Genomic DNA, 24,062 nt, shown 5'->3' with positions numbered 1-24,062 from the left:
AGAAGTGAAACGCCGTAGCGCCGATGGTAGTGTGGGGTCTCCCCATGCGAGAGTAGGGAACTGCCAGGCATCAAACAAGTGAAGAAACCCTGAACGAAAGTTCAGGGTTTTTTTACGTCTGTAGCCAGGGGATATTCCAGGTTTTTCTTACATCTGTAGCCAGGAGATTTTACGTCTGAAATTCAGCCAGTCCCGCAAAAATCCCCCCGCTTACCGGCCCTTTATCAGCCAGTTTTCGATAAAATCAGCCACGATAACCGGCTGATTAATATCAAGAAGAGGCCGGCCGATCGCCAGTTTCTCATCGCTGGCCAGCGCAATCACATATTCATCCAGTAAATCAGCCACTTCACCTTTGACACCAGGCCGTCACAGCGCGATTTTGGTTACAGGTTAACCTCAAAACCCTAAGCTAATCCTGATAAATCAGCAGTAATTTGGTTCTATTTTGTATCCACTGAACGACTGCCACTCCTGAACCCAGTCGCTGTAGTGTTGACTCCAAACAGCGATCATTATCTGTTGAATTAGATCTACATTTCAGCAATAAAAAACCATTCTCAGAATCACGCCTATATGCAAAATAGGCATAAATCCAAGCGTTAGCACGGTCAAAACGCGACTTAAATAACCAATTTACCGGTATGAATCCCGCTTTAAACTGAAACATTTTCATAATCCGCATGAAGACTCGACATTCAGTGGATGCCAGGCTAACCTCGGGCATCTGGATGTCTAAACGTTTATACGGTTATCAGTAAGAGGTCAGTCAGTTATGCCAATCAGAATCCCCGACGAATTACCGGCAGTGAATTTTTTGCGTAATGAGAACGTGTTTGTCATGGCCTCATCGCGCGCCAGTGTTCAGGAGATTCGTCCGCTAAAAGTACTGATCCTCAACCTGATGCCAAAAAAGATCGAAACGGAAAATCAGTTCTTACGCTTACTCTCCAACTCGCCACTGCAGATCGACATACAGCTACTGCGCATCGACAGTCGTGAGTCACGCAATACGCCGAGCGAGCATCTCAATAACTTCTACTGCAACTTCGAAGATATTGAGCACGATAATTTCGATGGTTTGATCGTTACGGGTGCCCCGCTGGGATTGGTGGATTTCAATGACGTGGCATACTGGCCGCAGATTCAGCGTGTGCTGCACTGGGCGAAAGAACACGTTACATCCACGCTGTTTGTCTGTTGGGCGGTGCAAGCAGCCCTGAACATTCTTTATGGTATTCCTAAGCAGACGCGGCAGAACAAACTTTCGGGTGTATATGAACATCAAATCCTGCATCCACATGCCTTGTTAACCCGTGGATTTGACGACAATTTCCTCGCGCCTCATTCGCGTTATGCTGATTTCCCGAGCCAGTTAATTCGCGACTATACCGATCTCGAGTTGTTTGCCGAATCTGACGCTACCGGGGCTTACCTGATGGCGAGCAAAGACAAGCGCCTGGCATTTGTTACTGGCCATCCTGAATACGATGCGCTGACGCTGTCCGGTGAATATCATCGAGATTATGATGCCGGGCTGCACCCGGAAGTACCGTTTAACTACTTCCCGCAGGACAACCCTGAACTGCCACCGCGAGCCACCTGGCGCAGCCACGGTAATCTGTTGTTCTCGAACTGGCTAAACTATTACGTTTACCAGATCACGCCGTTCGATCTGCGTCATATGAACCCCACGCTCGACTAAAGCAAAGCTCGCTTTTCTCGTTAAATGTGCCGTGACAGCCTCGTGCTGTCGCGGCATTTTTTTTTGCCTTGCGCAAAGTGGTGGAATCCATTGCCTTTAATTCGAGAGTTTAAATTACATTTAAATCAGAAAGATAAATCAATTAATCAACAAAAATGGAAATAGTTTTTGAAAACAAAATAAAAATCATTATGCTCTGATCTTGCCGGTTAAAAATCACCCTACACCCGGATCCCCGTAAATGGGGACGGATCAAAACAGGAGCAGCCCGCATGACAGATTCGGTTATCCACAATACGCTGACTTTCACTCAGCCCTTTACCCAAGCGGAAAAGCAGCTGCTCACACCGGAAGCCATCGACTTCCTGCATACACTGGTTGCACGTTTTGCACCGGAACGTGAGCGCCTGTTAAAGGCACGTCAGCAGCGCCAGCAACGTTACGATCAGGGGGCCTTACCGGACTTTGATTCGGAAACAGCTTCCATTCGTAATCGTGACTGGCAGGTACGTCCAATTCCCCATCTGCTGCGCGATCGTCGCGTTGAGATCACCGGTCCGCCGGATCGCAAAATGGTGATCAACGCGCTGAATGCTAACGTCAATGTCTTTATGGCCGATTTTGAGGATTCACTTGCACCGACCTGGCAGAAATTGATGGATGGCCAGCTGACACTGCGCGATGCGGTTAAAGGCACGCTGAGCTTCACCAGTGAAGCGGGCAAGATCTACCAGTTGAAATCCGATCCTGCTCTGCTGATGTGCCGTGTACGTGGACTGCATCTGAATGAAAAGCATGTTGAGTGGCGCGATCGTGCCATTCCTGGCGGACTGTTTGATTTTGCGCTCTATCTGTTCCACAACGTTGATGCGCTGCTGGAGAAGGGGCACGCGCCCTGGTTCTATCTGCCAAAAACCGAGCATGCGTCTGAAGTGGCGTGGTGGCGTGAGATCTTCCGCTTTAGCGAAGATCGTTTTGATCTGCCGCGCGGCACCATCAAAGCCACGGTGTTGATCGAAACGCTGCCGGCAGTATTCCAGATGGACGAGATCCTGTGGGAACTGCGCGATCACGTGGTCGGCCTGAACTGCGGCCGCTGGGATTACATCTTCAGTTACATCAAAACCCTGGCACAGCACGGCGATCGCATTCTGCCGGATCGTCAGCAAATCAGCATGGATCAGCCTTTCCTTGATGCCTATTCACGGCTGCTGATCAAAACCTGCCACCGCCGCGGCGCCTTAGCAATGGGGGGCATGTCCGCGCTAATCCCCAGTAAAGACGCTGAACGTAATGCGTGGGTGATGCAGAAAGTACAGGAAGACAAAGCGCGTGAAGCCGGTAACGGTCATGACGGCACCTGGGTCGCACACCCGGGCCTGGCTGATATCGCGATGGCAGAATTTGATCGCCAGCTGGGTGAGCAACCGAATCAGCTGCATGTCAGTCGCGATCAGGATGCGCCCATCACCGCCGAACGCTTGTTGCGCCCATGCCGGGGGCTGCGCACTGAAGCGGGTATGCGCGCCAACATTCGTGTGGCGCTGCAATACCTTGAGGCGTGGATCGGGGGTAACGGCTGCGTGCCTATCGATGGATTGATGGAGGATGCCGCCACGGCAGAAATTGCTCGTACCTCCATCTGGCAGTGGATTCACCACAAACAGATCCTCAGCGATGGCCAACTGGTGACCACCGAGCTGTTTGAACGTTTGCTGGATGAGGAGATGCAAGCGCTGCAACAAACGCTGGGTGAAGAGCGCAGCCGTAGCGGGCGCTTCGCCGATGCCGCCGCACTGATGGCGCAAATCACCACGGATAACGAACTGGTTTCTTTTCTCACTCTGCCGGGCTACCGCCTGCTGCCATGAACCTGGAGATAACGCTATGAATCGTAACCAACAGATCAAACAACTGGAATCGAGCTGGAACGACGCGCGCTGGCAGGGCATTACCCGCCCCTACAGCGCGGAAGATGTTATCAACCTGCGCGGTTCGGTGAATCCGGCCTGTACGCTGGCGGAGCGGGGGGCCAATAAACTGTGGTCGCTGCTCAACGGTGAATCCACCAAGGGCTATATCAACAGCCTTGGTGCCTTAACCGGCGGGCAGGCGATACAGCAGGCCAAAGCGGGAATCGAGGCGATTTATCTCTCCGGCTGGCAGGTAGCAGCGGATGCGAATATGGCCGGGCAGATGTATCCCGATCAATCGCTCTATCCGGCGAACTCGGTGCCCAATGTGGTCGAGCGTATTAATCAGAGCTTCCAACGCGCCGACCAGATTCAGTGGGCGAATGGTGTGTCACCAGAGGATGAGGGCTTTATCGACTACTTCCTGCCGATTGTGGCGGATGCGGAAGCAGGCTTTGGTGGCGTGCTCAACGCCTTCGAGCTGATGAAATCGATGATACAAGCAGGCGCTGGCGCGGTGCACTTTGAAGATCAGCTGGCCTCGGTGAAGAAGTGTGGCCATATGGGCGGCAAAGTATTGGTGCCAACCCAGGAAGCGATTCAAAAACTGGTGGCCGCGCGACTGGCAGCCGATGTCATGGGGGTGCCCACCATATTGCTGGCGCGCACCGATGCGGATGCTGCTGATTTGATTACCTCCGACTGTGACGAGCGCGATGCGCCGTTTATCACCGGGCAACGCACTGCGGAAGGGTTCTTCCGCACTCGTGCCGGTATTGAGCAGGCGATCAGCCGAGGTTTGTCGTATGCGCCGTACGCAGATGTACTCTGGTGCGAAACCTCGACGCCGGATCTCGAACTGGCGCAGCGTTTCGCCGATGCGATCCACGCACAATATCCGGGCAAATTGCTGGCCTACAACTGTTCGCCATCGTTTAACTGGAAGAAGAACCTCGACGATCGCACCATCGCCCGTTTCCAGCAGGCATTGAGCGACATGGGCTACCGCTTCCAGTTCATCACGCTGGCGGGTATCCACAGTATGTGGTTCAACATGTTCGATCTGGCGCACGCGTATGCGCAGGGTGAAGGTATGCGCCATTACGTTGAGAAAGTGCAGCAGCCGGAATTTGCCGCGCGCGAAAAAGGTTACACCTTCTCCTCACATCAGCAGGAAGTGGGCACCGGCTATTTTGACCGTATCACCAACGTGATTCAGGGCGGCCAGTCTTCCGTCACTGCACTGACCGGTTCAACTGAGGCCGCGCAGTTCTGATCAGTCTGCATGCGTACCCTACGAAAATCGCACGATACATTCGTAGGGTCGCCATTGATGACGACCAAAAACCGCATCCCGGACTTTCATCACGCCTGGCCCACGGACGGGCGCCCTTTGCCGGAGCGTTGCCGATGACACCAAGAGAATCTCTGATCGCCCACACCATTCTGCAAGGTTTCGATGCGCAGTATGGCCGCTTTTTGGATATCACTGCAGGCGCCCAGCAGCGCTTCGAGCAGGCCGACTGGCATGCCGTGCAGCAGGCGATGAAAGCGCGTATCCATCTTTATGATCACCATGTCGGACTCGTGGCCAACCAACTGCGCATCCTCAATGACGTGTCGAACTGGGATGAGGCGTTCTGGCTGCGGGTGAAAAGCCATTATGAGACGTTGCTCCCCGGCTATCCGCGCCATGAAATCGCCGAAAGCTTTTTTAATTCCGTCTATTGCCGTCTGCAAGGCCATAGTCATCTGGATCCCGAACGCCTGTTTATCTTTCCGTCGCAGCCTTATGCCCCGACGCCGCTGGCCCAGCGTCCGCTGTCACGCTTGTATCGCCCGCAGCACAACTGGCATGAGGTACTGCGTCAGGTGCTCAATGATATTCCTTTGCGCTTACCCTGGCAGGATCTCACCCGTGATATTGGCTGGATTGTCCGCCATCTGCATGAGCAGTTCAGCTCCACTCAACTGGCAGCTGCCACGCTGGATGTTGCCGGTGAATTGTTCTACCGAAATAAAACCGCATGGATTGTGGCGCGATTACAGCTGAGTGATGGCATGGTGCCTTGCTTACTGCCTATTCAGCGTGATGAGGCGGGACGCTTGTGGATCGACACCTGCTTAACCGACAGCGACGACGCCAGCATCGTGTTTGGCTTCGCCCGCGCCTACTTTATGGTATATGCACCCGTTCCTGCGGCGTTGGTTTCCTGGCTGCAACCGATTCTGCCGGGAAAAACCCTTGCCGAACGCTACATGGCCATCGGTTGCCAGAAACACGGCAAAACCGAATGCTACCGCGAATACCTGAATTATCTGGCACATAGCGACGAAGATTTCACCATCGCGCCCGGCATCCGCGGCATGGTGATGCTGGTGTTTACGCTGCCAGGATTTGATCGCGTATTTAAGGTGATTAAAGATCGCTTCGCGCCGCAGAAAGAGGTCACCGATGCGCAGGTGCGGGAATGCTATCGCATGGTCAAAGAACACGACCGCGTGGGACGCATGGCTGATACCCAGGAATTTGAGTACTTCGCGATACCGCGCGCACGTATCCCGGCAGAGCTGATGGAGGAATTTCAACGCGACATTCCGGAGAAGATGGAACTGCGTGACGACGTGCTGATCATTCGACATCTGTGGCTGGAGCGCCGCATGGAGCCACTCAATTTGTGGCTGGCGCAGGCCACGCCGGAACAGCGTCAGCACGCGGTGAGTGAATATGGCGACGCGATTCGCCAGCTGGCGGCAGCCAACATTTTTCCCGGCGACATGCTGTTCAAAAACTTCGGCATGACGCGCCACGGCCGCGTGGTGTTTTACGACTACGATGAAATTCGCCCCATGACCGAATTGCAGTTCCGCGATGTGCCGCCAGCGCGTTACGAAGAGGATGAACTGCAGGCCGAGCCGTGGTACAGCGTGGGGCCGGATGATGTGTTCCCGGAAACCTTCCGCTATGCGCTGTGCAGCGAGCCAGGCACCGGAAAGTTATTGCAGGCGTTGCATCCGCAATTGTTTGATCCGGGCTGGTGGCGCGCGCTGCAAGCGCGCATTCGTCAAGGGCACATCGAAGAAGTGATCGCCTGGCGCGCCGGACAACGTTTCAGCGCGCGCTATGCATCAGTGGCCGCTTAGCGGCCAGAATAGGTTTGCGTGACCTGCCTGGCAGCGCGGATCACCAGCGCGCCCAGTTCGGTCACGCGGTCGTCGGTCATGCGCGCTATTGGGCCGGAAATCGAGATGGCGGCAAAAGGCTCGCCGTGCTCGTCATAAATCGGGGCCGCTACGCAGCGCAGGCCCAGCGCGTGCTCTTCATCATCGTGTGAAAAGCCCATCTTACGGATCAGCGCCAGATTCTCTTTGAGGCTGTGCGGAGACATCAACGTTTTCGGCGTGTAGTGGTGCAATCCTTTCTGATGCAACAGCGCGGTCACCTGCTCATCGCTGAGATGGGCGAGAAATGCTTTGCCAGCGCCAGACGCGTGCATCGGCAGCTTACCGCCAATCGGTGCCGACATCCGCATCAGCTGCGTACACTGCACCTGGTCGATAATGACGGCCTGATAGTCGCTGAGATCCAGCACCGCCAGATTTACTGTCTCTCCGGCATCTTCCATCAGTTTACGCAGGATGGGATGCACAATCGCCAGCAGATTGCGGCTCTGCAGGAAGCTACTGCCGACCACAAACGCGTGCGATCCAATCGTCCAGAAGCCCAGATCACCGACCTGATGCACAAATCCCTGCTGCTGCATGGTGGTCAGCAAGCGATGCGTGGTGGAGTTCGGTAAGCCGGCCTGTTGAGCCAGCTCGGTCAGCGCGACGCTGCCGTGAGATTCGGCGATCAGTTCGAGTAAACGCAAACCGCGCGTCAGGGATTGAACTTGCCCGCCTGCCGGGGCGCTGGTGGCTGTTGCGGCACGCGGTTTTTTTCCACGTTTCGCCGGTACTGGGGTTGCCATAACGTCTCCACAATCGCATCAATGCTGGAAACCATTTTCGTTTTTGGGCGTATGAATGCAAACGCTGCTTTACTGGTCGGATCTGTGATGCTTTCAGGCTGAAAATGTCTCATCTGTCGTGACTTTTGCTCACCGGAAAGTTATGCCAGTATGTCTGGCTGGCATATTAGCCAATGCAATGACGTGGACGGGGCGAGAGTGAGCAACAAAACCGAAATGCTGCATCAGCAGCTGGCACAGCGCATTATGATTTTGGATGGTGGCATGGGCACCATGATCCAGAGTTATAAACTGAGTGAAGCAGATTTCCGGGGCAGCCGTTTTGCCGACTGGCCCTCTGATTTAAAAGGCAATAACGATCTGTTAGTGCTCACCAAACCGGACGTTATTCGCGAAATTCATGATGCTTATCTCGCCGCAGGCGCAGATATTCTGGAAACCAACACCTTCAACTCCACCACCATTGCGATGGCAGATTACGCGATGGAAGCTTTGTCAGCAGAGATTAACTTTGAAGCGGCAAAACTGGCGCGTGCCAGTGCAGATGCATGGACGGTAAATACACCGGACCGACCGCGTTATGTTGCGGGCGTGCTCGGCCCCACCAACCGCACCTGCTCCATTTCGCCCGATGTGAACGATCCTGCCTTCCGAAACGTCACCTTCAATCAGCTGGTGGAAGCCTACCGCGAATCAACGCATGCCCTGATTGCAGGTGGCTCCGACCTGATCATGATTGAGACAGTGTTCGATACCCTGAATGCCAAGGCGGCGATTTACGCTGTGCAGGTCGAGATGGAAGCGATGGGTGTGAAGCTGCCGGTGATGATCTCCGGCACCATCACTGATGCGTCGGGTCGCACGCTCTCCGGGCAGACCACTGAAGGTTTCTACAACTCACTGCGCCACGCCGAGCCGCTGTCGTTCGGCCTCAACTGTGCGCTGGGCCCGGACGAGTTGCGTCAGTATGTGCAGGAGCTATCCCGTATTGCGGAAGGCTATGTCACTGCCCACCCTAACGCCGGATTGCCGAATGCGTTTGGTGAATATGATTTAGATGCGGCAACCATGGCTGAACAGATCGGCGAATGGGCGCGAGCTGGCTTTCTAAATATCATCGGCGGCTGCTGCGGTACCACGCCGGAGCATATCGCGGCGATGGCGGCGGCGGTTGAGGGCGTTGCACCCCGTCAGCTGCCTGAGATCCCTGTTGCCTGCCGTCTGTCCGGTCTGGAACCCCTGAATATTCACGCCGATTCGCTGTTTGTGAACGTCGGCGAACGCACCAACGTCACCGGCTCGGCTAAATTCAAGCGACTGATTAAAGAAGAGAAATATAACGAAGCGCTGGATGTGGCCCGTCAGCAGGTGGAAAGCGGCGCGCAAATTATCGATATCAACATGGACGAAGGCATGCTGGATGCGGAAGCTGCGATGGTGCGCTTCCTCAACCTGATTGCCGGTGAACCCGATATCGCACGCGTACCGATTATGATCGACTCCTCCAAGTGGGAGGTGATCGAGAAAGGGCTGCAGTGCATTCAGGGCAAAGGCATCGTTAACTCCATTTCGATGAAAGAGGGCGTTGAGCCGTTTATCGAACACGCGCGTAAAGTGCGACGCTACGGTGCCGCCATGGTGGTGATGGCGTTTGACGAAGTCGGCCAGGCGGATACCCGCGCACGCAAAATCGAAATCTGTCGTCGCGCCTACAAGATCCTGACGGAAGAGGTAGGTTTCCCGCCAGAAGACATCATTTTCGACCCAAATATCTTCGCAGTCGCCACCGGTATTGAAGAGCATAATAACTATGCGATGGACTTTATTGGTGCCTGTGAAGACATCAAACGCGAGCTGCCGCATGCGATGATCTCCGGCGGCGTCTCTAACGTGTCGTTCTCGTTCCGCGGTAACGATCCGGTGCGTGAGGCGATTCATGCGGTGTTCCTCTATTACGCGATCCGCAACGGGATGGATATGGGCATCGTCAACGCCGGGCAGCTGGCGATTTATGATGATTTGCCCGCAGAACTGCGCGAAGCGGTAGAAGATGTAGTGCTGAACCGCCGCGACGATGGCACTGAGCGTTTACTGGAGCTGGCGGAGAAATATCGCGGTAGCAAGAGCGACGGTGAGCAGGAGAAGCAGCAGGCCGAATGGCGTAGCTGGGACGTGGTCAAGCGTCTGGAATACTCGCTGGTAAAAGGCATCACTGAATTTATCGAGCTGGACACCGAGGAGGCGCGTCAGGCTGCCGCACGGCCCATTGAGGTGATTGAAGGGCCGCTGATGTCCGGCATGAACGTGGTCGGCGATTTGTTCGGCGAGGGCAAAATGTTCCTGCCGCAGGTGGTGAAATCGGCGCGCGTGATGAAGCAAGCGGTGGCCTATCTCGAACCTTATATTGAAGCCAGCAAAGAAGCCGGGCGCAGCAACGGTAAAATCGTGCTGGCGACGGTGAAGGGCGATGTGCATGACATCGGCAAAAACATCGTCGGCGTGGTTTTGCAGTGTAATAACTACGAAATTATCGATCTTGGCGTGATGGTGCCAAGTGACAAAATCCTGAAAACCGCCATGGCTGAAAATGCCGATATCATTGGGCTTTCTGGGCTGATTACGCCATCACTGGATGAAATGGTCAACGTGGCGAAAGAGATGGAACGACAGGGCTTCACCATTCCGTTACTGATTGGCGGTGCGACCACGTCGAAAGCGCATACGGCGGTGAAGATCGAGCAGAATTACAGTGGTCCAACGGTGTATGTGCAAAACGCCTCACGTACCGTGGGTGTTGTCTCTTCACTGCTCTCCGAAAGCCTCAAAGAGGAGTTTGTGGCACGCACGCGCAAAGAGTACGACACGGTGCGCATTCAGCACGCACGTAAAAAGCCACGTACGCCGCCGGTCAGCCTGCAAACCGCACGCGACAACGATTATGCCATCGACTGGGAAAGCTACACGCCGCCGGTCGCGCATCGCCTTGGGGTCAGCGCGGTTGAAGCCAGTATCGACACGCTGCGTAACTACATCGACTGGACGCCGTTCTTTATGACCTGGTCGCTGGCGGGGAAATACCCGCGCATTCTCGAAGATGAAGTGGTGGGTGAAGAGGCTAAACGCTTGTTTGCCGATGCCAACGCTATGTTGGACAGGCTCAGTGAAACCGGCACCCTCAATCCGCGTGGCGTAGTAGGGATTTTCCCGGCAAACCGCGTCGGAGACGATATCGAAGTCTACCGTGATGAAAACCGCGATCAGGTGATAGGTGTGAGCCATCACTTACGTCAGCAGACCGAGAAGACTGACTTCGCCAACTACTGCTTAGCTGACTTTGTCGCACCGAAATCCAGCGGTAAAGCCGATTATCTCGGCGCTTTTGCGGTGACCGGTGGGCTGGAAGAGGATGGGCTGGCCGAAGCGTATGAGCAGCAGCATGATGATTACAACAAGATCATGGTTAAGGCGCTGGCAGACCGGCTGGCAGAAGCTTTTGCCGAATATCTGCATGAGCGGGTACGTAAGGTGATTTGGGGCTTTGCCGCCCATGAGAACCTGAGCAACGAAGAGTTGATTCGCGAAAATTATCAGGGCATTCGTCCTGCTCCGGGCTATCCGGCCTGTCCGGAACACACGGAGAAAGCGCAAATCTGGCAGTTGCTGGATGTGGAGACGCACACTGGCATGAAGCTCACGGAGTCCTTTGCTATGTGGCCGGGCGCGGCAGTATCCGGCTGGTATTTCAGCCATCCGGACAGCAAATATTTCGCTGTGGCGCAGATACAACGCGATCAGGTGGAAGATTATGCGGCGCGTAAAGGGATGAGTGTCAGCGAGGTTGAGCGCTGGCTGGCACCGAATCTGGGTTATGACGCGGATTGATGCGCTGATGGCGTAAAAGGACACGCAGAGCATGCAGTCGGGGCCCAACCAGGCAAGGCCCCGAGACCTCCAGAAAAGTACCTGGAGGTCAACGCCGTTTCAACCTTCCACACTTGTCGTTAATTAAACCGCGCATCACGATCTGAGGTCATGTCATACAGCTGATATTTACGCCCCAGCATCTGTCCGCCATCACGCGTTAGCGGCACCCAATTCACCTGCGCACGGCCACGAGTTGGCGTCACGGTAAACAGATCCATTGGAATCGAGATATAGAAGCCTTTGGTGAAGTCGCCTTCGCCATAGGCCTCGGCGGACACGTTGGTTTTGGTGGCGTAGAAGCCGACCATCACACCGCTGTCGAAGCGCTTCGACACATCAACCGTCACACCTTTATCTTTCGCCAGATATTCACCGACGCTGGCTTTCACCAGCACGTCCTGCATGAACCATGGGCGCCAGTACGCGGTGAAGTGTCCGGTTGGGGCTTTGTAGTCGGTGAACTGCATCATGTTGTCCCAGTCACGTTGTTTGACGTAGTTGGCATCAACACCAAAAGCCCAGTTGCTGTCTATCGGACGATACAACACTTCACCACCCACGCCGCCGTACATGGTTTCGAGATAACCGCCGTACACCTGGCCATAGAAGCCATTGCCGAAATACCCCATGTAGTTGGCTTGCAGGTCATTAACGTAAACATTGTTCTCGACGTAGTCGCGAATATGGGTTCGCACGCGCGGCAGGGTGGAGTCAGCCGGCGCGCCATTGTAGTTAAATTTGTCGTAGTTATTGGCGAGGTTACCAAACAGGCTGCCGCTAACCAGCAGGTGATCGGTCAGTGCGTAATCAACGCTGCCCATCACGCCCAGTTGGTACATGTAGAAGCTTTCAGGCCCACCAACCGACTGATTGAGCACCGGTGCCAGATTGTAGTGAAGGCGATCTTTGCGGATAAAGAAGCCTTGTTCAGTCTCGCCTGGATCGACTGGATTCTCACGCGTCTGCTGCAGCGGCTGCTCATGACCCAGCGGGTAACCGCTGAGTTCGTTATGCAGGCTGGCAACGTCGGTGCGGGTGGTCACCTGCGGCATATTGAGACGCGACTCGGTGACATCTATGGTATCAATGCCAGCCGGTAGGTTGTTCATGATGATGCGATTGGCACGATCGACGCCTTCGCGCGTATCGCGATATTTCGTCTGTTCGCCAGAGACATACAGCGTACTGCCTTTGGTCTGGATGCGCGGACCGCTTAATCCGGCGTTGTACTTCAGATCGGTCAGCTGGTTGGCTACCACCGTCGGTTGCAACAGATCGCCCTGCGGCTGCGGATGGTAAGCCGGTTTGGCACTATCAATGTGCGACTGGCGCAGATCGTTGAAGTTAGTGCGCACGGTCACGCCAAACATAAAGGTGTTGCCACGCTCATAGCTGGCGTTGATATCGGCCCAGTCGGTCAGGCGATAAATCGCTCCAACGTTGACCTTGCTGCGCTGTTCCAGACGTCCGGCAAAGTCATCCTGATAGTCATTGCCTTCATATTCCAGCTTCAGGCGTAGCGGCTGCCAGGGGGTTTGATACTCCACGCCGCCAAACAAGGCTGCCGGGCCGTGGAACATCTGGGAACCATTGATAGAACCCGCTGAGCCACCGCCGGTGCGGCTACAGAAGCTGTCGCTGTAGGAGCAGAACGGGTTTTTGATGCTGCCGCTGTTACCGAGATAGCCCCAGCCGATGCCCATGGTGAAATCAAACGGTCCCCAGGCTTTGGTTGCCACCAGATATTCACTGTCAAACAGGCCGGTACCGCCCAAATCACGCGATCCGACGGCCACTTCAGGCAGCCAGTAGCTCTCCTGCCACAGACGCAGTTTCACATCGAAGGCTTTGTCTTTATAACTTTGATCGCCACTGAAGCCTTCAACTGCGCTATAACGACGCGTGCGCACGTCAGTGTAACGCACGGTGGTTTCCAGCCATGGGAACAGCTGCAGCGAAGCAGAGTAGTAGCGATATTGATCGTTATCGCGGAAGTTCAGGCTGAATTCGCCCTCTTTCGCCATACGTGCCGTGGGGGTCTGCATCAAACCCACGCCGCCGAAATCCGATTGTGATGGCCCGATGGGTTCCGGCCAGGTTTCCGCGTGCACCTGGCATGCCGCAGAGACAGAAGCAGCCAACAGGCTGAGAAGTAATTGTTTTTTCATCAGTCTGGAATCCGGTGTGTCAGAACAGAAAGCATGCGCGCATTCAAATCAGCTTTGCCCCAGGGCAGGCTCCACGAGGAAAAGCCCAGCCAGATGATGCTGCCGGGTGCCACTTCCACGTGACGTTGATTCCAGTAGGCGACTGGCACCTGCTGCATCTGACCGGAAGGCGAGATCACCGTGGCGAAACTGCGCTCGGCTCCTGACAGGCGATCGTGCGTATCAAGGTAATCACGCACGGTACGACCGGGTTGCCAGCTTGCTTTGCCGGGATGTTCCAGCGCGCCGAGAATCAGCACCTGATTAGGTTGCGACAGCGTGTAGAGGTCGTAGCTGCCCTGTAGTGTGCGATTGGCTTCTGGACGCAGGCGCACCCAATCCGGATCGAGCGCAGTGAACTGGCGTCCGGTGACCTGTATCGCGCTGAGCTGGTGGACCACCGCGCCAATGGTCGCTGCCAGCGTATCGCCGCTGTCGGCCTGCCAGGTGCGTAAATCAGCCAGCAGCTGTTTCTGTTGTTGCTGTGCTACCGCCGTTGCGCCACGTTCAGCAATCACCGTACCGGGCCACCAGGTGTGCAGTGACGGGTTGGTGACCAGCTGCGCCAGATTCTGTGCATGATCGATCTGCAGGCTGTTTTGGCTGTGCAGGTCGTGCACCGTGACCTGACTATCTGCCAGCGCATAACCGGCCGTCAGCAGCGCGATGGCCGTTAACAGAGGGGAGATTATTTTCATGATTTCGCCGGCTTCAGAATAGTGGTTTCAACAGGGAAGGCATCTGCGGCGAGCATTTGATTTGCCTGCAAAACGCTGCCATCACGGTTATCGATCCAGAAGGTGTTTTGCCATTCTGCGCCGACATCATCCATTCGCACGGTCTCGATCCAGACGCGGCAGGGCACGCGCTCACCAGCGATGTTCAGCACGGTGTCATTGCCGTGCTGAAAGGTGGAAATGGCGGTGGCAGCGCGCACTTTCTCTTTCTCGCGCCACTGCACCACGCGGGTCCAGCTGGCATTGTTTTGCAGATGCTGCGCATCGGCGAGCGGATCCTGCGCCAGATTGCTGACCTCATCAAGGTTGCTGGCCAGACCCAGCGTTTTGACGAGCCTGCCATGCTGCATCACCAGCATCGCCTTATCCTGAGTGATCCATTTCTGTTGGCCGTTTTCGTCGTAACCGAGCACCACAAAAATGCGAGGCCCTTCATTGATTCGCGCATACAGGCTGGCGTAAGGGAGGCTGGCGACCTGCTCATCGGTGACGGTGACATCATCCGGACCGTTCACGGCCAGCATCACGGTTTGTTCCAGGCCTTTTTGCGTTTGTGTGCAGGCCTGCAGCAGCAGGCAGAAAAGCAGCAAGGAGAGTCGGTGCACTGTGTATATCCCTGTCAAAAAATAAAACCAGGCAAAAAATAACCACACAGTTGTGTGGTTATGTTTAAAGGTGCTACATCAACGCGTGGTGCTCGTTGTGGTGGTCGTTGTTGTGCCGGTATTTGCGCCGTCGCCACCGCCAGCAGCAGCGATGCCGAGACCGACTAACGCGCCCAGTGCGCCGATACCTACAGCAGTAGTGGCACCGGTCGAGATTGCTCCCGCCTGCGCACCTGCTGCAGCCCCAGCTTCTTCCGGTGCGGCAATCGCAGCGGAAGAAACGGCGACGTAAAGTAAGGCTGCACCGGCAACCATCAGTTTTTTCATAACAACGTTTCCTGCATTTTTAGAAACAAATGAATGAAGGATGTACCCTAATTTCGGGCGCGTTCAGTATAGGGCAACAAATTACCAGAGTTCATTGCCAGTAAAAGAGGGGGGAAATCAGGGGTTATTCTGGTGATAAATACGGCGAAATGGCGATAGCTGCTTTTTTTTAATGAAGATTTTTACGAGGGTGGAATATTTGCGTGGCTGAGATTGATGCGGCAGGATTTTTCACTTTTGCATTAAAAAATGGTACGGAATAGGAATAATCAGAATTTCCTGATCGGGGTTTAATTTTAATAACTGTTTAATCAATCAGATACATATTATCAGAGGCTTATTTAGATCCATTTTTTGATCAATGAACTGTCGTTGTTGAACGGCAACTTCCGATTTTCCTTAGACCATTTTAAGAATTATCTAACCGCGATGGGGCCACTCAGTATCAAATTTAGGGGGATAACCGCATGTTTGACAAAAATAAGGCGGCAATTAAGCCGCCTTATTCGTATCGACAGGAAAATTAACGCCAGGATTTGTAGCGGTTAATTAAGCCATTAGTGGAACTGTCATGGCTGTTAATCTGCGCTGCATTTTCCAGCTCTGGCAGAATACGGTTTGCCAGCTGTTTGCCCAATTCAACACCCCATTGGTCAAAGGTGAAGATGTTAAGAATCGCGCCCTGAGTGAAGATCTTGTGTTCGTACAGCGCAATCAGTGCACCCAGGCTGAACGGGGTGATTTCACGCAGCAGGATGGAGTTGGTTGGGCGGTTACCTTCGAACACCTTGAACGGCACGATGTGAGCAACAGACTCAACGGATTTACCGGCATCGGTAAACTCTTTCTCGACCACATCACGAGATTTACCAAACGCCAGTGCTTCGGTCTGCGCGAAGAAGTTCGACAGCAGTTTCGGATGGTGATCGGTCAGTGCGTTGTGGGTCTGCGCCGGGGCGATAAAGTCGCAAGGGATCAGTTTGGTGCCCTGATGAATCAGCTGATAAAACGCATGCTGGCCGTTGGTGCCTGGCTCGCCCCAAATAATTGGGCCGGTCTGGTAGTCCACCGGGTTGCCTTCGCGATCCACGTACTTACCGTTGGACTCCATGTTGCCCTGCTGGAAGTACGCCGCGAAGCGGTGCATGTACTGGTCGTAAGGCAGGATGGCTTCGGTTTCGGCACCAAAGAAGTTGTTGTACCAGATACCAATCAGTGCCAGCAGCACTGGCAGGTTCTGCTCGGCTGGTGTGTTGGCAAAGTGGTTGTCCATCGCATGCGCGCCGCTCAGCAGCTGTTCGAAGTTCTCGAAGCCCACTGACAGGATGATCGACAAGCCAATCGCTGACCACAGTGAATAACGACCGCCGACCCAGTCCCAGAACTCAAACATGTTGTCGGTATCGATACCGAACTCGCCCACCGCTTTACCGTTGGTCGACAGCGCAGCAAAGTGTTTGGCGACATGCTGCTGATCGCCCGCGGTTTTCAGGAACCAGTCGCGCGCGCTGTGGGCGTTGGTCATGGTCTCCTGCGTGGTGAAGGTTTTAGACGCCACGAGGAACAGGGTGGTTTCCGGGCTGAGATCTTTCAGCGTTTCGGCAATATGCGTGCCATCCACGTTTGAAACAAAGTGCATGTTCAGGTGATTTTTATACGGGCGCAGCGCCTCAGTCACCATGAATGGACCGAGATCCGAACCGCCGATACCGATGTTCACCACGTCGGTGATCGCTTTGCCGGTATAACCTTTCCACTCGCCGCTGATGATGCGCTCAGAGAAGCCTTTCATCTTCGCCAGCACCGCGTTCACTTCTGGCATCACATCTTTGCCATCAACAATGATTGGCGTGTTGCTGCGATTACGCAAAGCAACGTGCAGCACGGCACGCTCTTCGGTGCGGTTGATCTTCTCACCAGAGAACATGGATTTGATGGCGCCCGCCAGATCGGTCTCTTTTGCCAGCGCCTGTAACTTATCGAGGGTTTCCTGGGTGATGCGGTTTTTTGAGAAATCCACCAGCATCTGATCGTCGAAAGTGGCAGAGAATTTCGCAAAACGATCGGCATCATCTTTAAACAGGTCGGCGATCTGCACCGATTTCATCTGGTCAAAATGCTGCTGCAGCGCTTTCCAGGCTGCGGTTTGTTTCGGATTGATATTTTTCATGGCAACACTCTTGTTGAAATAAGAACCGTCATTCCAGCCGGGCGCGTCCTGCTGGCCCAGCGTGCTAAGCATTTCTTGTGGCTGATACGCTACCGCGAACGGGTTTCAGTATGACCACAGTTGCAAACGAAGGGAAAAAATTTGTGACCGTGGCCGCAAGGTTTCAGGTTAATCCGGCGGCGATTGTCGATGTTCTGGCAAAAAAATTCCCTGTGCCGCATCAGCAAAAAGCCGCGTTTTTGCGCGCCGTTGACTACTTTAGGCGGGTGCGAGCGCCAGCGTTTGTTCTGCGATGCGCTGGCGTAATTCTAAAAAAGAATTTTCAACGTGTTGCAAGGCTGGACAGCGGAAGAATTAATCAGTATTTTGTGCCCGCGACTTGCACCTTTGGGTGCAAGCCAGAAGAGGCGCGTCGCCCAGGCAGTGTGTTTGAGGATCCGTATCCAACGACAACACATCATGGGGTGCGACGCCGAGATGGAACAACACGCGGAGTGTTGTCCTGTCGGCTGCAGGGGCTGAATCCTCTGGGTTGTCACCAGAAGCGTCCGCAGTCGGACGTTTCGCAAGGTGAAGTGCTTTTGGTGACTCATCTCCTGATCTTGTCTGTCCAATTCTGCTCTTCTCTTGTGCCAAGGCTGAAATCACCGCTTCCGTTTAACAACGGGAGAAAGCTAATCTGACACGAGGTTCGTTACATGTCTCAAAATCTGATCGTGGCGAAATTTGGCGGCACCAGCGTTGCCGATTTTGATGCCATGAACCGCAGCGCGGATGTTGTACTCTCCGATGCCAACACCCGTTTAGTGGTGCTCTCTGCGTCTGCTGGCGTGACTAATCTGCTGGTTTCTCTGGCTGAAGGCCGGGAACTGGAGCAGCGCGCGCACCTGCTGGACGAAATTCGCAATATTCAATACGCCATCATTGATCGCCTGCAATCCCCTGAAGTGATTCGCCAGGAGATTGATCGCATGCTGGAAAATATCCTGATGCTGGCGGAAGCCACTGCGCTGGCGACATCACATGCGCTGACCGATGAGCTGGTGAGCCACGGTGAGCTGATGTCGACCCTGCTGTTTGTGGAGGTCCTGCGAGAGCGTCAGGTCAATGCCGAATGGTTTGACGTGCGTAAAGTGATGCGCACCAGCGACCGTTTCGGTCGTGCTGAGCCTGATGTTGCCACGCTCAAGGAGCTGTCTACCGCGCAACTGGCTCCACGTGTTGCAGAAGCGCTGGTCATTACTCAGGGCTTTATTGGTAGCGAAGGCAAAGGGCGCACCACCACGCTGGGACGTGGCGGCAGCGACTATACCGCAGCACTGTTGGGGGAAGCTCTGCAGGCGTCGCGTGTGGATATCTGGACCGACGTGGCCGGTATCTACACCACCGATCCACGCGTAGTGCCCACCGCGAAACGCATCGAAGAGATCACCTTCGAGGAAGCGGCTGAAATGGCGATTTTCGGCGCGAAAGTGTTGCATCCGGCGACCTTACTGCCTGCGGTGCGCAGTGACATTCCGGTGTTCGTGGGTTCAAGTAAAGATCCGGCGGCGGGTGGCACGCGCGTGTGCAATGAAACCCAGAATCCACCGCTGTTCCGTGCGCTGGCGTTGCGTCGTAAACAGACGCTAATGACGCTGCATAGCCTGAACATGCTGCACGCGCACGGCTTCCTGGCCGAAGTGTTTGCGATTCTGGCCCGCCATAACATCTCCGTCGATCTGGTCACCACTTCAGAAGTGAGCGTAGCGCTGACGCTGGATACCACCGGTTCTTCGACCACCGGTGAAAGCTTGTTGACGCAAGCCCTGCTGACTGAGCTCTCTTCACTGTGCCGCGTGGAAGTGGAAGAGAACCTGGCGCTGGTGGCCATTATCGGCAATAACCTGTCGAAAGCCTGCGGCGTCGGCAAAGAGGTGTTTGGTGCCCTTGAGCCGTTTAACCTGCGCATGATCTGTTATGGAGCCAGCAGCTATAACCTGTGCTTCCTGGTACCAACGCCAGACGCAGAAGAAGTGGTGCGCGCGCTGCATAAGAATCTTTTTGGTTCTTAAAGCAAATTTTTAGCGCAATCCATCAAGCCGGACCTGGTCCGGCTTTTTTATTTTATAAATTTCGTTAAACAATAGATTAAGCCAAACGGCATCCCGCTTTTCGCGCCAGTGATTGCTTGATAACCCCATGATTCATAGCAATTTGCTTCATTTTTCCTACTGGAATTGTCTCCATATCCCACTACGCTGCTAATCAGCGGTTGCGTTTTAATCGCTCTAAACGATAGTCCCAACCAGAAAACATTAAATTTTTGAGGGAATGGCTATGCAAAGATTGGTTGCTGAAGGGGTAGGTACGTTTGTTCTGGTTTTAGGCGGTTGTGGCAGTGCGGTATTAGCCGCCACGTTCCCACAAGTGGGGATCGGTTTTGCGGGCGTGGCACTGGCGTTTGGCTTAACCGTACTGGTGATGGCGTTCGCCGTAGGGCACATTTCTGGTGGGCACTTTAATCCGGCTGTTACCATAGGATTGACGGTGGGAGGGCGTTTCCCGGCCGCTCAGGTCATCCCTTACATCATCGTGCAGTTAGTCGGCGCCGTAGCAGCAGGTGGCGTGTTGTACCTGATTGCCAGCGGTAAACCCGGATTTGATGCCGCCGCCAGCGGGTTCGCCTCGAATGGCTATGGCGAGCATTCTCCGGGCGGATTTAGCCTGCATGCCGGGATGATCTGTGAAACGGTGATGACGGCGATCTTCCTGGTGGTGATCATGGGCGCCACCGATAAACGCGCACCAGCCGGTTTCGCACCGATTGCCATTGGTCTGGCGCTGACGTTGATCCATCTGGTGAGCATCCCGGTGACCAATACCTCAGTCAATCCAGCACGCAGTACCGGCGTGGCGATCTTCCAGGGCGGCTGGGCATTGCAACAACTCTGGATGTTCTGGCTGATGCCGATTATTGGTGCGGCAATCGGTGGTGTGATCTACCGCGTTTTACTGGAAAAAGCAGAGTAATTTCTCTACAAACCGCGGATCGACCGCAGACGATCCGCATTTTATCCTGCCAGCGACTTCCCGCCTTACGTCACGATAATGAAATGTTATGATCCCGCGTCCGTCGCTGTGGTCGTTCCCCGCGCGGCACTTCATCTGTGGCATATGAAATAAATTAAAAAATATCTAAGGAAGTCTCTCCATGCTTGCCAAATTAACCCGCCTGTTCCCGCTCTGGGCCGTGCTGCTCTCAGTCGCGGCGTATTACTCACCCTCGACGTTCCTCGGCATTGGACCGTGGGTGACTTATCTGCTGATGCTGATTATGTTCGGCATGGGCGTCACTCTGAATATTGATGATTTCAAACGTGTACTGACGCGTCCGGCACCGGTTATCGCCGGCACCTTTTTGCACTATCTGGTGATGCCACTCGCCGCCTGGGGCCTGGCAAAACTGTTCCATATGCCGCCGGATCTCTCGGCTGGGATGATTTTGGTAGGCAGCGTGGCCAGCGGCACCGCGTCCAACGTGATGATCTATCTGGCGAAGGGCGATGTGGCCCTGTCCGTGACCATCTCTTCAGTGTCTGCGCTGGTGGGTGTTTTCGCGACGCCGCTACTGACGCGCTTCTATGTCGATACTCACATTCAAGTTGATGTGATCGGCATGCTGCTCAGCATCGTTAAAATCGTGGTCATCCCGATTGGTCTGGGTCTGATCATCCACCACTCGATGAACAGCGTGGTGCGCCGTGTTGAGCCCTATCTGCCGGCATTTTCCATGGTCTGTATTCTGCTGATTATCAGCGCAGTGGTAGCGGGTTCTCAGGGCTTTATCGGTTCTGTCGGCCTGGTAGTGATTGCGGCGGTGATCCTGCATAACGCCATCGGCCTGCTGGGCGGTTACTGGGGCGGCAAGCTGTTTGGCTTTGACGAATCCACCTGCCGCACGCTGGCGCTGGAAGTGGGTATGCAGAACTCCGGTCTGGCAGCCACACTGGGCAAACTCTACTTCTCACCGCTGGCCGCGTTGCCGGGCGCACTGTTCTCGGTGTGGCACAATCTGTCAGGTTCACTGCTGGCGGGTTACTGGTCGGGCAAACCGATAGAGAAGAAGCAGAAATAATAATGCGAGCGGGCGACCAATGAGCCGCCCGCTGTCTATTCGCTACAGTTTCAGATAAGCGCGAATCCCATCCAGAAACATCTGTGTTGCCAGCATAATCAAAATCAATCCCATTAACCGCTCCAGCGCGTTAACGCCTTTGTCACCCAACAGGCGTAAAAACAGTCCTGACATCAGCAGAATGACCACGGTAACGCCCCAGGCAATCAGCAATGCGCCAACCAAATGTGACATCTGATTAGGATATTGATGTGACAGCAGCATCAGCGTGGCTAACAGCGAAGGACCTGCGACCAGCGGAATCGCCAGCGGCACCAGAAACGGCTCTTCACCCGCCGGTAATCCGCTGGTGCTGGTTTCGCCAGAGGGGAAAATCATGCGAATGGCGATGAGGAACAGGATGATACCACCGGAGATCGAGACGGTTTCGGTGCGCAGATTGAGGAACGCCAGAATACGTTCGCCGGTAAACAGGAACAGCAGCATGATGATCAGTGCGATCAGCATTTCACGTATCAGCACCGCACGTCGGCGCTTGGGTTCGAGATGCTTGAGCACCGACATAAAAATCGGCAGGTTGCCCAGCGGGTCCATAATTAACAGCAGCAATATGGTCGCAGATATCATTTCAGTCATAGGTAAAAGCCATCCCTTTTTCCCGTCATTTTTTAAACTGAGGTGCGTTGGCGACGACAGGCTTCCGAAACGCTGACTCGCGTAGCCGTCGAGATACGCCGAATTTCCGCCTGCCCGTACCTCGATTCACTGAGGGGAGTATTAGTTGTACTGCTGAAAAAGTTGGCGCAATCGAATTAATTCACTTGCCAGAAAGCCTGCATTTTGTAGAGTTGGAGGTCGCAGGTAAACCTGATTATTACGCAGATCAACTGGATATTCCGCTTGGTCTTTTCCTCGCACCACGAAGGGCACAGTGAAAACGCCCCGGACGGACAGAAAATGAAGAATGTAGGCTTTATTGGTTGGCGTGGCATGGTCGGCTCTGTGCTGATGTCACGCATGAGTGAAGAACGTGATTTTGATGTGATCAATCCGGTCTTCTTCTCCACGTCTCAGCTTGGTCAGGCGGCACCGACATTTGGCGGCAAGTCGACCGGTGCGCTGCAGGATGCTTTTGATATCGAGGCGCTGAAGGCGCTGGATATTATTATCACCTGTCAGGGCGGTGACTACACCAGTGAAGTCTATCCGAAGCTGCGTGAAAGCGGCTGGCAGGGTTACTGGATTGATGCAGCCTCCACGCTGCGCATGAAAGATGACGCCATCATCATTCTCGATCCGGTTAACCATAATGTGATTCGCCAGGGCCTCGACAACGGTATCAAAACCTTCGTCGGCGGTAACTGCACCGTCAGCCTGATGCTGATGTCACTCGGCGGCCTGTTCGCTAACGATCTGGTGGAGTGGGCTTCTGTTGCCACCTATCAGGCGGCCTCCGGCGGCGGCGCACGTCACATGCGTGAATTGCTGACGCAAATGGGCATGCTGCACAACCACGTGGCCAAATCATTGCAAGATCCGGCCTCGGCGATTTTGGAAATTGAACGCAGCGTCACCGATTTCACCCGTTCTGGCACTTTACCGACCGACAATTTCGGCGTACCGCTGGCGGGCAGCCTGATCCCGTGGATCGACAAGCAACTGGATAATGGCCAGACGCGCGAAGAGTGGAAAGGCCAGGCAGAAACCAACAAAATCCTGCGTACCAGCAGCCCGATCCCGGTTGATGGTCTGTGCGTGCGCGTCGGTGCACTGCGTTGCCACAGCCAGGCATTCACCCTGAAACTGAAGAAAGATATCCCGCTGAACGAAATCGAACAGCTGTTGGCTTCCCATAACGAGTGGGTGAAAGTGGTGCCAAACGACCGCGAAATCACTATGCGTGAGCTGACGCCTGCGGCCGTCACCGGCACGCTGACCACGCCAGTTGGCCGTCTGCGCAAGCTGAACATGGGGCCGGAATACCTTTCCGCCTTCACCGTGGGTGACCAATTGCTGTGGGGCGCGGCTGAACCGCTGCGCCGCATGTTGCGTTTGCTGATCGACTAAGCGCAGCGATAAGCTAGACAGGCCGGGGTTTCCCGGCCTTTTTTGTAATCCAGGTTGCAAAACTTAACGCAAATTGCGCCTGACAAGTGATCCGCTTCCCCTTTTTGCTCGTCTAACAAGATTTTTTTGCTTTCCCCCCTGGCTTCTGCCAGCCCCAAGCTATGATTTAACAGTGATGTGCCGGTTGTTAACTGTTTTTGCTTTCCGAACTGAATGGTTGTTGTACACGGCAAAGATCTTCTCCCATGGACGGTGTCCTCTCTTGCTGGTGTATGTATGGCTCAATGAAAAGCAGCGCACCAGAGGCGGCATTGTTGTC

Annotated in this window: 17 protein-coding genes and 1 riboswitch; of the genes, 9 read left to right on the top strand and 8 right to left on the bottom strand. The window is 54.5% G+C overall.

Features of this window, described 5'->3' with window-relative positions; genetic code table 11:
• Positions 1–210 precede the first annotated feature (210 nt).
• A complete protein-coding gene (locus ACCW76_RS06365; RefSeq protein ID WP_436338047.1) occupies positions 211–348 on the bottom strand; it encodes a hypothetical protein in 138 nt (45 codons plus the stop codon).
• Positions 349–775: 427 nt separating this feature from the next.
• On the opposite strand from ACCW76_RS06365, the gene metA reads away from it, so the two are divergent.
• From metA to aceK, 4 genes are all read left to right on the top strand, one after another.
• Positions 776–1,705, top strand: coding sequence for a homoserine O-acetyltransferase MetA (gene metA / locus ACCW76_RS06360; protein ID WP_034827128.1), 930 nt, complete (start codon positions 776–778; stop codon positions 1,703–1,705).
• Positions 1,706–1,977: 272 nt separating this feature from the next.
• A complete protein-coding gene (gene aceB, locus ACCW76_RS06355; protein ID WP_436338046.1) occupies positions 1,978–3,576 on the top strand; it encodes a malate synthase A in 1,599 nt (532 codons plus the stop codon).
• A gap of 16 nt (positions 3,577–3,592) precedes the next feature.
• On the top strand, positions 3,593–4,894 hold the full coding sequence (gene aceA / locus ACCW76_RS06350; protein WP_045832423.1) for an isocitrate lyase: 1,302 nt from the start codon (positions 3,593–3,595) through the stop codon (positions 4,892–4,894).
• Positions 4,895–5,028: 134 nt separating this feature from the next.
• Positions 5,029–6,762 (top strand): bifunctional isocitrate dehydrogenase kinase/phosphatase, encoded by a 1,734-nt coding sequence (aceK, locus tag ACCW76_RS06345; RefSeq protein ID WP_436338045.1) that lies wholly within the window; start codon positions 5,029–5,031, stop codon positions 6,760–6,762.
• Here aceK and iclR read toward each other — a convergent pair.
• Complete coding sequence (gene iclR, locus ACCW76_RS06340; RefSeq protein WP_038643723.1) at positions 6,759–7,589, bottom strand: glyoxylate bypass operon transcriptional repressor IclR; 831 nt, start codon at positions 7,587–7,589, stop codon at positions 6,759–6,761. The genes aceK and iclR overlap by 4 nt on opposite strands.
• Before the next feature lie 198 nt (positions 7,590–7,787).
• Between iclR and metH the strand changes: the two genes are divergently transcribed.
• On the top strand, positions 7,788–11,471 hold the full coding sequence (gene metH, locus ACCW76_RS06335; RefSeq protein ID WP_436338044.1) for a methionine synthase: 3,684 nt from the start codon (positions 7,788–7,790) through the stop codon (positions 11,469–11,471).
• A gap of 119 nt (positions 11,472–11,590) precedes the next feature.
• Here the strand turns inward: metH and ACCW76_RS06330 are convergent, their stop codons facing one another.
• From ACCW76_RS06330 to pgi, 5 genes are all read right to left on the bottom strand, one after another.
• Complete coding sequence (locus ACCW76_RS06330) at positions 11,591–13,681, bottom strand: YjbH domain-containing protein (protein WP_436338043.1); 2,091 nt, start codon at positions 13,679–13,681, stop codon at positions 11,591–11,593.
• Positions 13,681–14,418, bottom strand: a complete 738-nt coding sequence (locus ACCW76_RS06325; RefSeq protein ID WP_436338042.1) for a capsule biosynthesis GfcC family protein — start codon at positions 14,416–14,418, stop codon at positions 13,681–13,683. The genes ACCW76_RS06330 and ACCW76_RS06325 overlap by 1 nt, the downstream gene beginning before the upstream one ends.
• Positions 14,415–15,062: a YjbF family lipoprotein gene (locus ACCW76_RS06320; protein WP_436338041.1), complete on the bottom strand. Its 648-nt coding sequence runs from the start codon at positions 15,060–15,062 to the stop codon at positions 14,415–14,417. The genes ACCW76_RS06325 and ACCW76_RS06320 overlap by 4 nt, the downstream gene beginning before the upstream one ends.
• 78 nt (positions 15,063–15,140) lie before the next feature.
• On the bottom strand, positions 15,141–15,389 hold the full coding sequence (gene yjbE, locus ACCW76_RS06315) for an exopolysaccharide production protein YjbE (RefSeq protein ID WP_034827112.1): 249 nt from the start codon (positions 15,387–15,389) through the stop codon (positions 15,141–15,143).
• Between the two features lie 523 nt (positions 15,390–15,912).
• Positions 15,913–17,559, bottom strand: coding sequence for a glucose-6-phosphate isomerase (gene pgi / locus ACCW76_RS06310; protein ID WP_038649725.1), 1,647 nt, complete (start codon positions 17,557–17,559; stop codon positions 15,913–15,915).
• A gap of 394 nt (positions 17,560–17,953) precedes the next feature.
• Positions 17,954–18,148, top strand: a riboswitch (Lysine riboswitch).
• A 109-nt stretch (positions 18,149–18,257) separates the two neighbouring features.
• Here pgi and lysC point away from each other — a divergent pair.
• From lysC to panS, 3 genes are all read left to right on the top strand, one after another.
• A complete protein-coding gene (gene lysC / locus ACCW76_RS06305) occupies positions 18,258–19,613 on the top strand; it encodes a lysine-sensitive aspartokinase 3 (RefSeq protein ID WP_045815758.1) in 1,356 nt (451 codons plus the stop codon).
• 265 nt (positions 19,614–19,878) lie between these two features.
• A complete protein-coding gene (gene aqpZ, locus ACCW76_RS06300) occupies positions 19,879–20,571 on the top strand; it encodes an aquaporin Z (protein WP_436338040.1) in 693 nt (230 codons plus the stop codon).
• A 181-nt stretch (positions 20,572–20,752) separates the two neighbouring features.
• The gene (gene panS / locus ACCW76_RS06295) at positions 20,753–21,676 is read left to right on the top strand and encodes a ketopantoate/pantoate/pantothenate transporter PanS (RefSeq protein ID WP_038643713.1); all 924 of its coding nucleotides are present in this window, start codon (positions 20,753–20,755) and stop codon (positions 21,674–21,676) included.
• A 42-nt stretch (positions 21,677–21,718) separates the two neighbouring features.
• Here panS and ACCW76_RS06290 read toward each other — a convergent pair whose 3' ends face one another.
• Positions 21,719–22,312: a YhgN family NAAT transporter gene (locus ACCW76_RS06290; RefSeq protein WP_034827091.1), complete on the bottom strand. Its 594-nt coding sequence runs from the start codon at positions 22,310–22,312 to the stop codon at positions 21,719–21,721.
• A 321-nt stretch (positions 22,313–22,633) separates the two neighbouring features.
• Here ACCW76_RS06290 and asd point away from each other — a divergent pair, with 321 nt between their 5' ends.
• Positions 22,634–23,743 carry an aspartate-semialdehyde dehydrogenase gene (asd, locus tag ACCW76_RS06285; RefSeq protein ID WP_038643710.1) on the top strand — a complete coding sequence of 370 codons (1,110 nt, stop codon included), beginning with the start codon at positions 22,634–22,636 and terminating at the stop codon, positions 23,741–23,743.
• Positions 23,744–24,062: the final 319 nt, after the last annotated feature.

The sequence above is a fragment of the Pantoea sp. C8B4 genome (genome assembly GCF_051336905.1).
GTDB classification, from domain to species: Bacteria; Pseudomonadota; Gammaproteobacteria; order Enterobacterales; family Enterobacteriaceae; genus Pantoea; species Pantoea rwandensis_B.
The sequence above is the reverse complement of the archived record's forward strand: the minus strand, read 5'-3'. Positions and strand labels throughout refer to the sequence as shown.

Coding starts and splice junctions, on each gene's coding strand:
- aceB (WP_436338046.1), top strand. CDS start 1,978: ATGACAGATTCGGTTATCCACAATACGCTGACTTTCACTCAGCCCTTT.
- aqpZ (WP_436338040.1), top strand. CDS start 19,879: ATGCAAAGATTGGTTGCTGAAGGGGTAGGTACGTTTGTTCTGGTTTTA.
- iclR (WP_038643723.1), bottom strand. CDS start 7,589: ATGGCAACCCCAGTACCGGCGAAACGTGGAAAAAAACCGCGTGCCGCA.
- lysC (WP_045815758.1), top strand. CDS start 18,258: ATGTCTCAAAATCTGATCGTGGCGAAATTTGGCGGCACCAGCGTTGCC.
- ACCW76_RS06290 (WP_034827091.1), bottom strand. CDS start 22,312: ATGACTGAAATGATATCTGCGACCATATTGCTGCTGTTAATTATGGAC.
- asd (WP_038643710.1), top strand. CDS start 22,634: ATGAAGAATGTAGGCTTTATTGGTTGGCGTGGCATGGTCGGCTCTGTG.
- ACCW76_RS06325 (WP_436338042.1), bottom strand. CDS start 14,418: ATGAAAATAATCTCCCCTCTGTTAACGGCCATCGCGCTGCTGACGGCC.
- aceK (WP_436338045.1), top strand. CDS start 5,029: ATGACACCAAGAGAATCTCTGATCGCCCACACCATTCTGCAAGGTTTC.
- ACCW76_RS06330 (WP_436338043.1), bottom strand. CDS start 13,681: ATGAAAAAACAATTACTTCTCAGCCTGTTGGCTGCTTCTGTCTCTGCG.
- yjbE (WP_034827112.1), bottom strand. CDS start 15,389: ATGAAAAAACTGATGGTTGCCGGTGCAGCCTTACTTTACGTCGCCGTT.
- pgi (WP_038649725.1), bottom strand. CDS start 17,559: ATGAAAAATATCAATCCGAAACAAACCGCAGCCTGGAAAGCGCTGCAG.
- panS (WP_038643713.1), top strand. CDS start 20,753: ATGCTTGCCAAATTAACCCGCCTGTTCCCGCTCTGGGCCGTGCTGCTC.
- metA (WP_034827128.1), top strand. CDS start 776: ATGCCAATCAGAATCCCCGACGAATTACCGGCAGTGAATTTTTTGCGT.
- aceA (WP_045832423.1), top strand. CDS start 3,593: ATGAATCGTAACCAACAGATCAAACAACTGGAATCGAGCTGGAACGAC.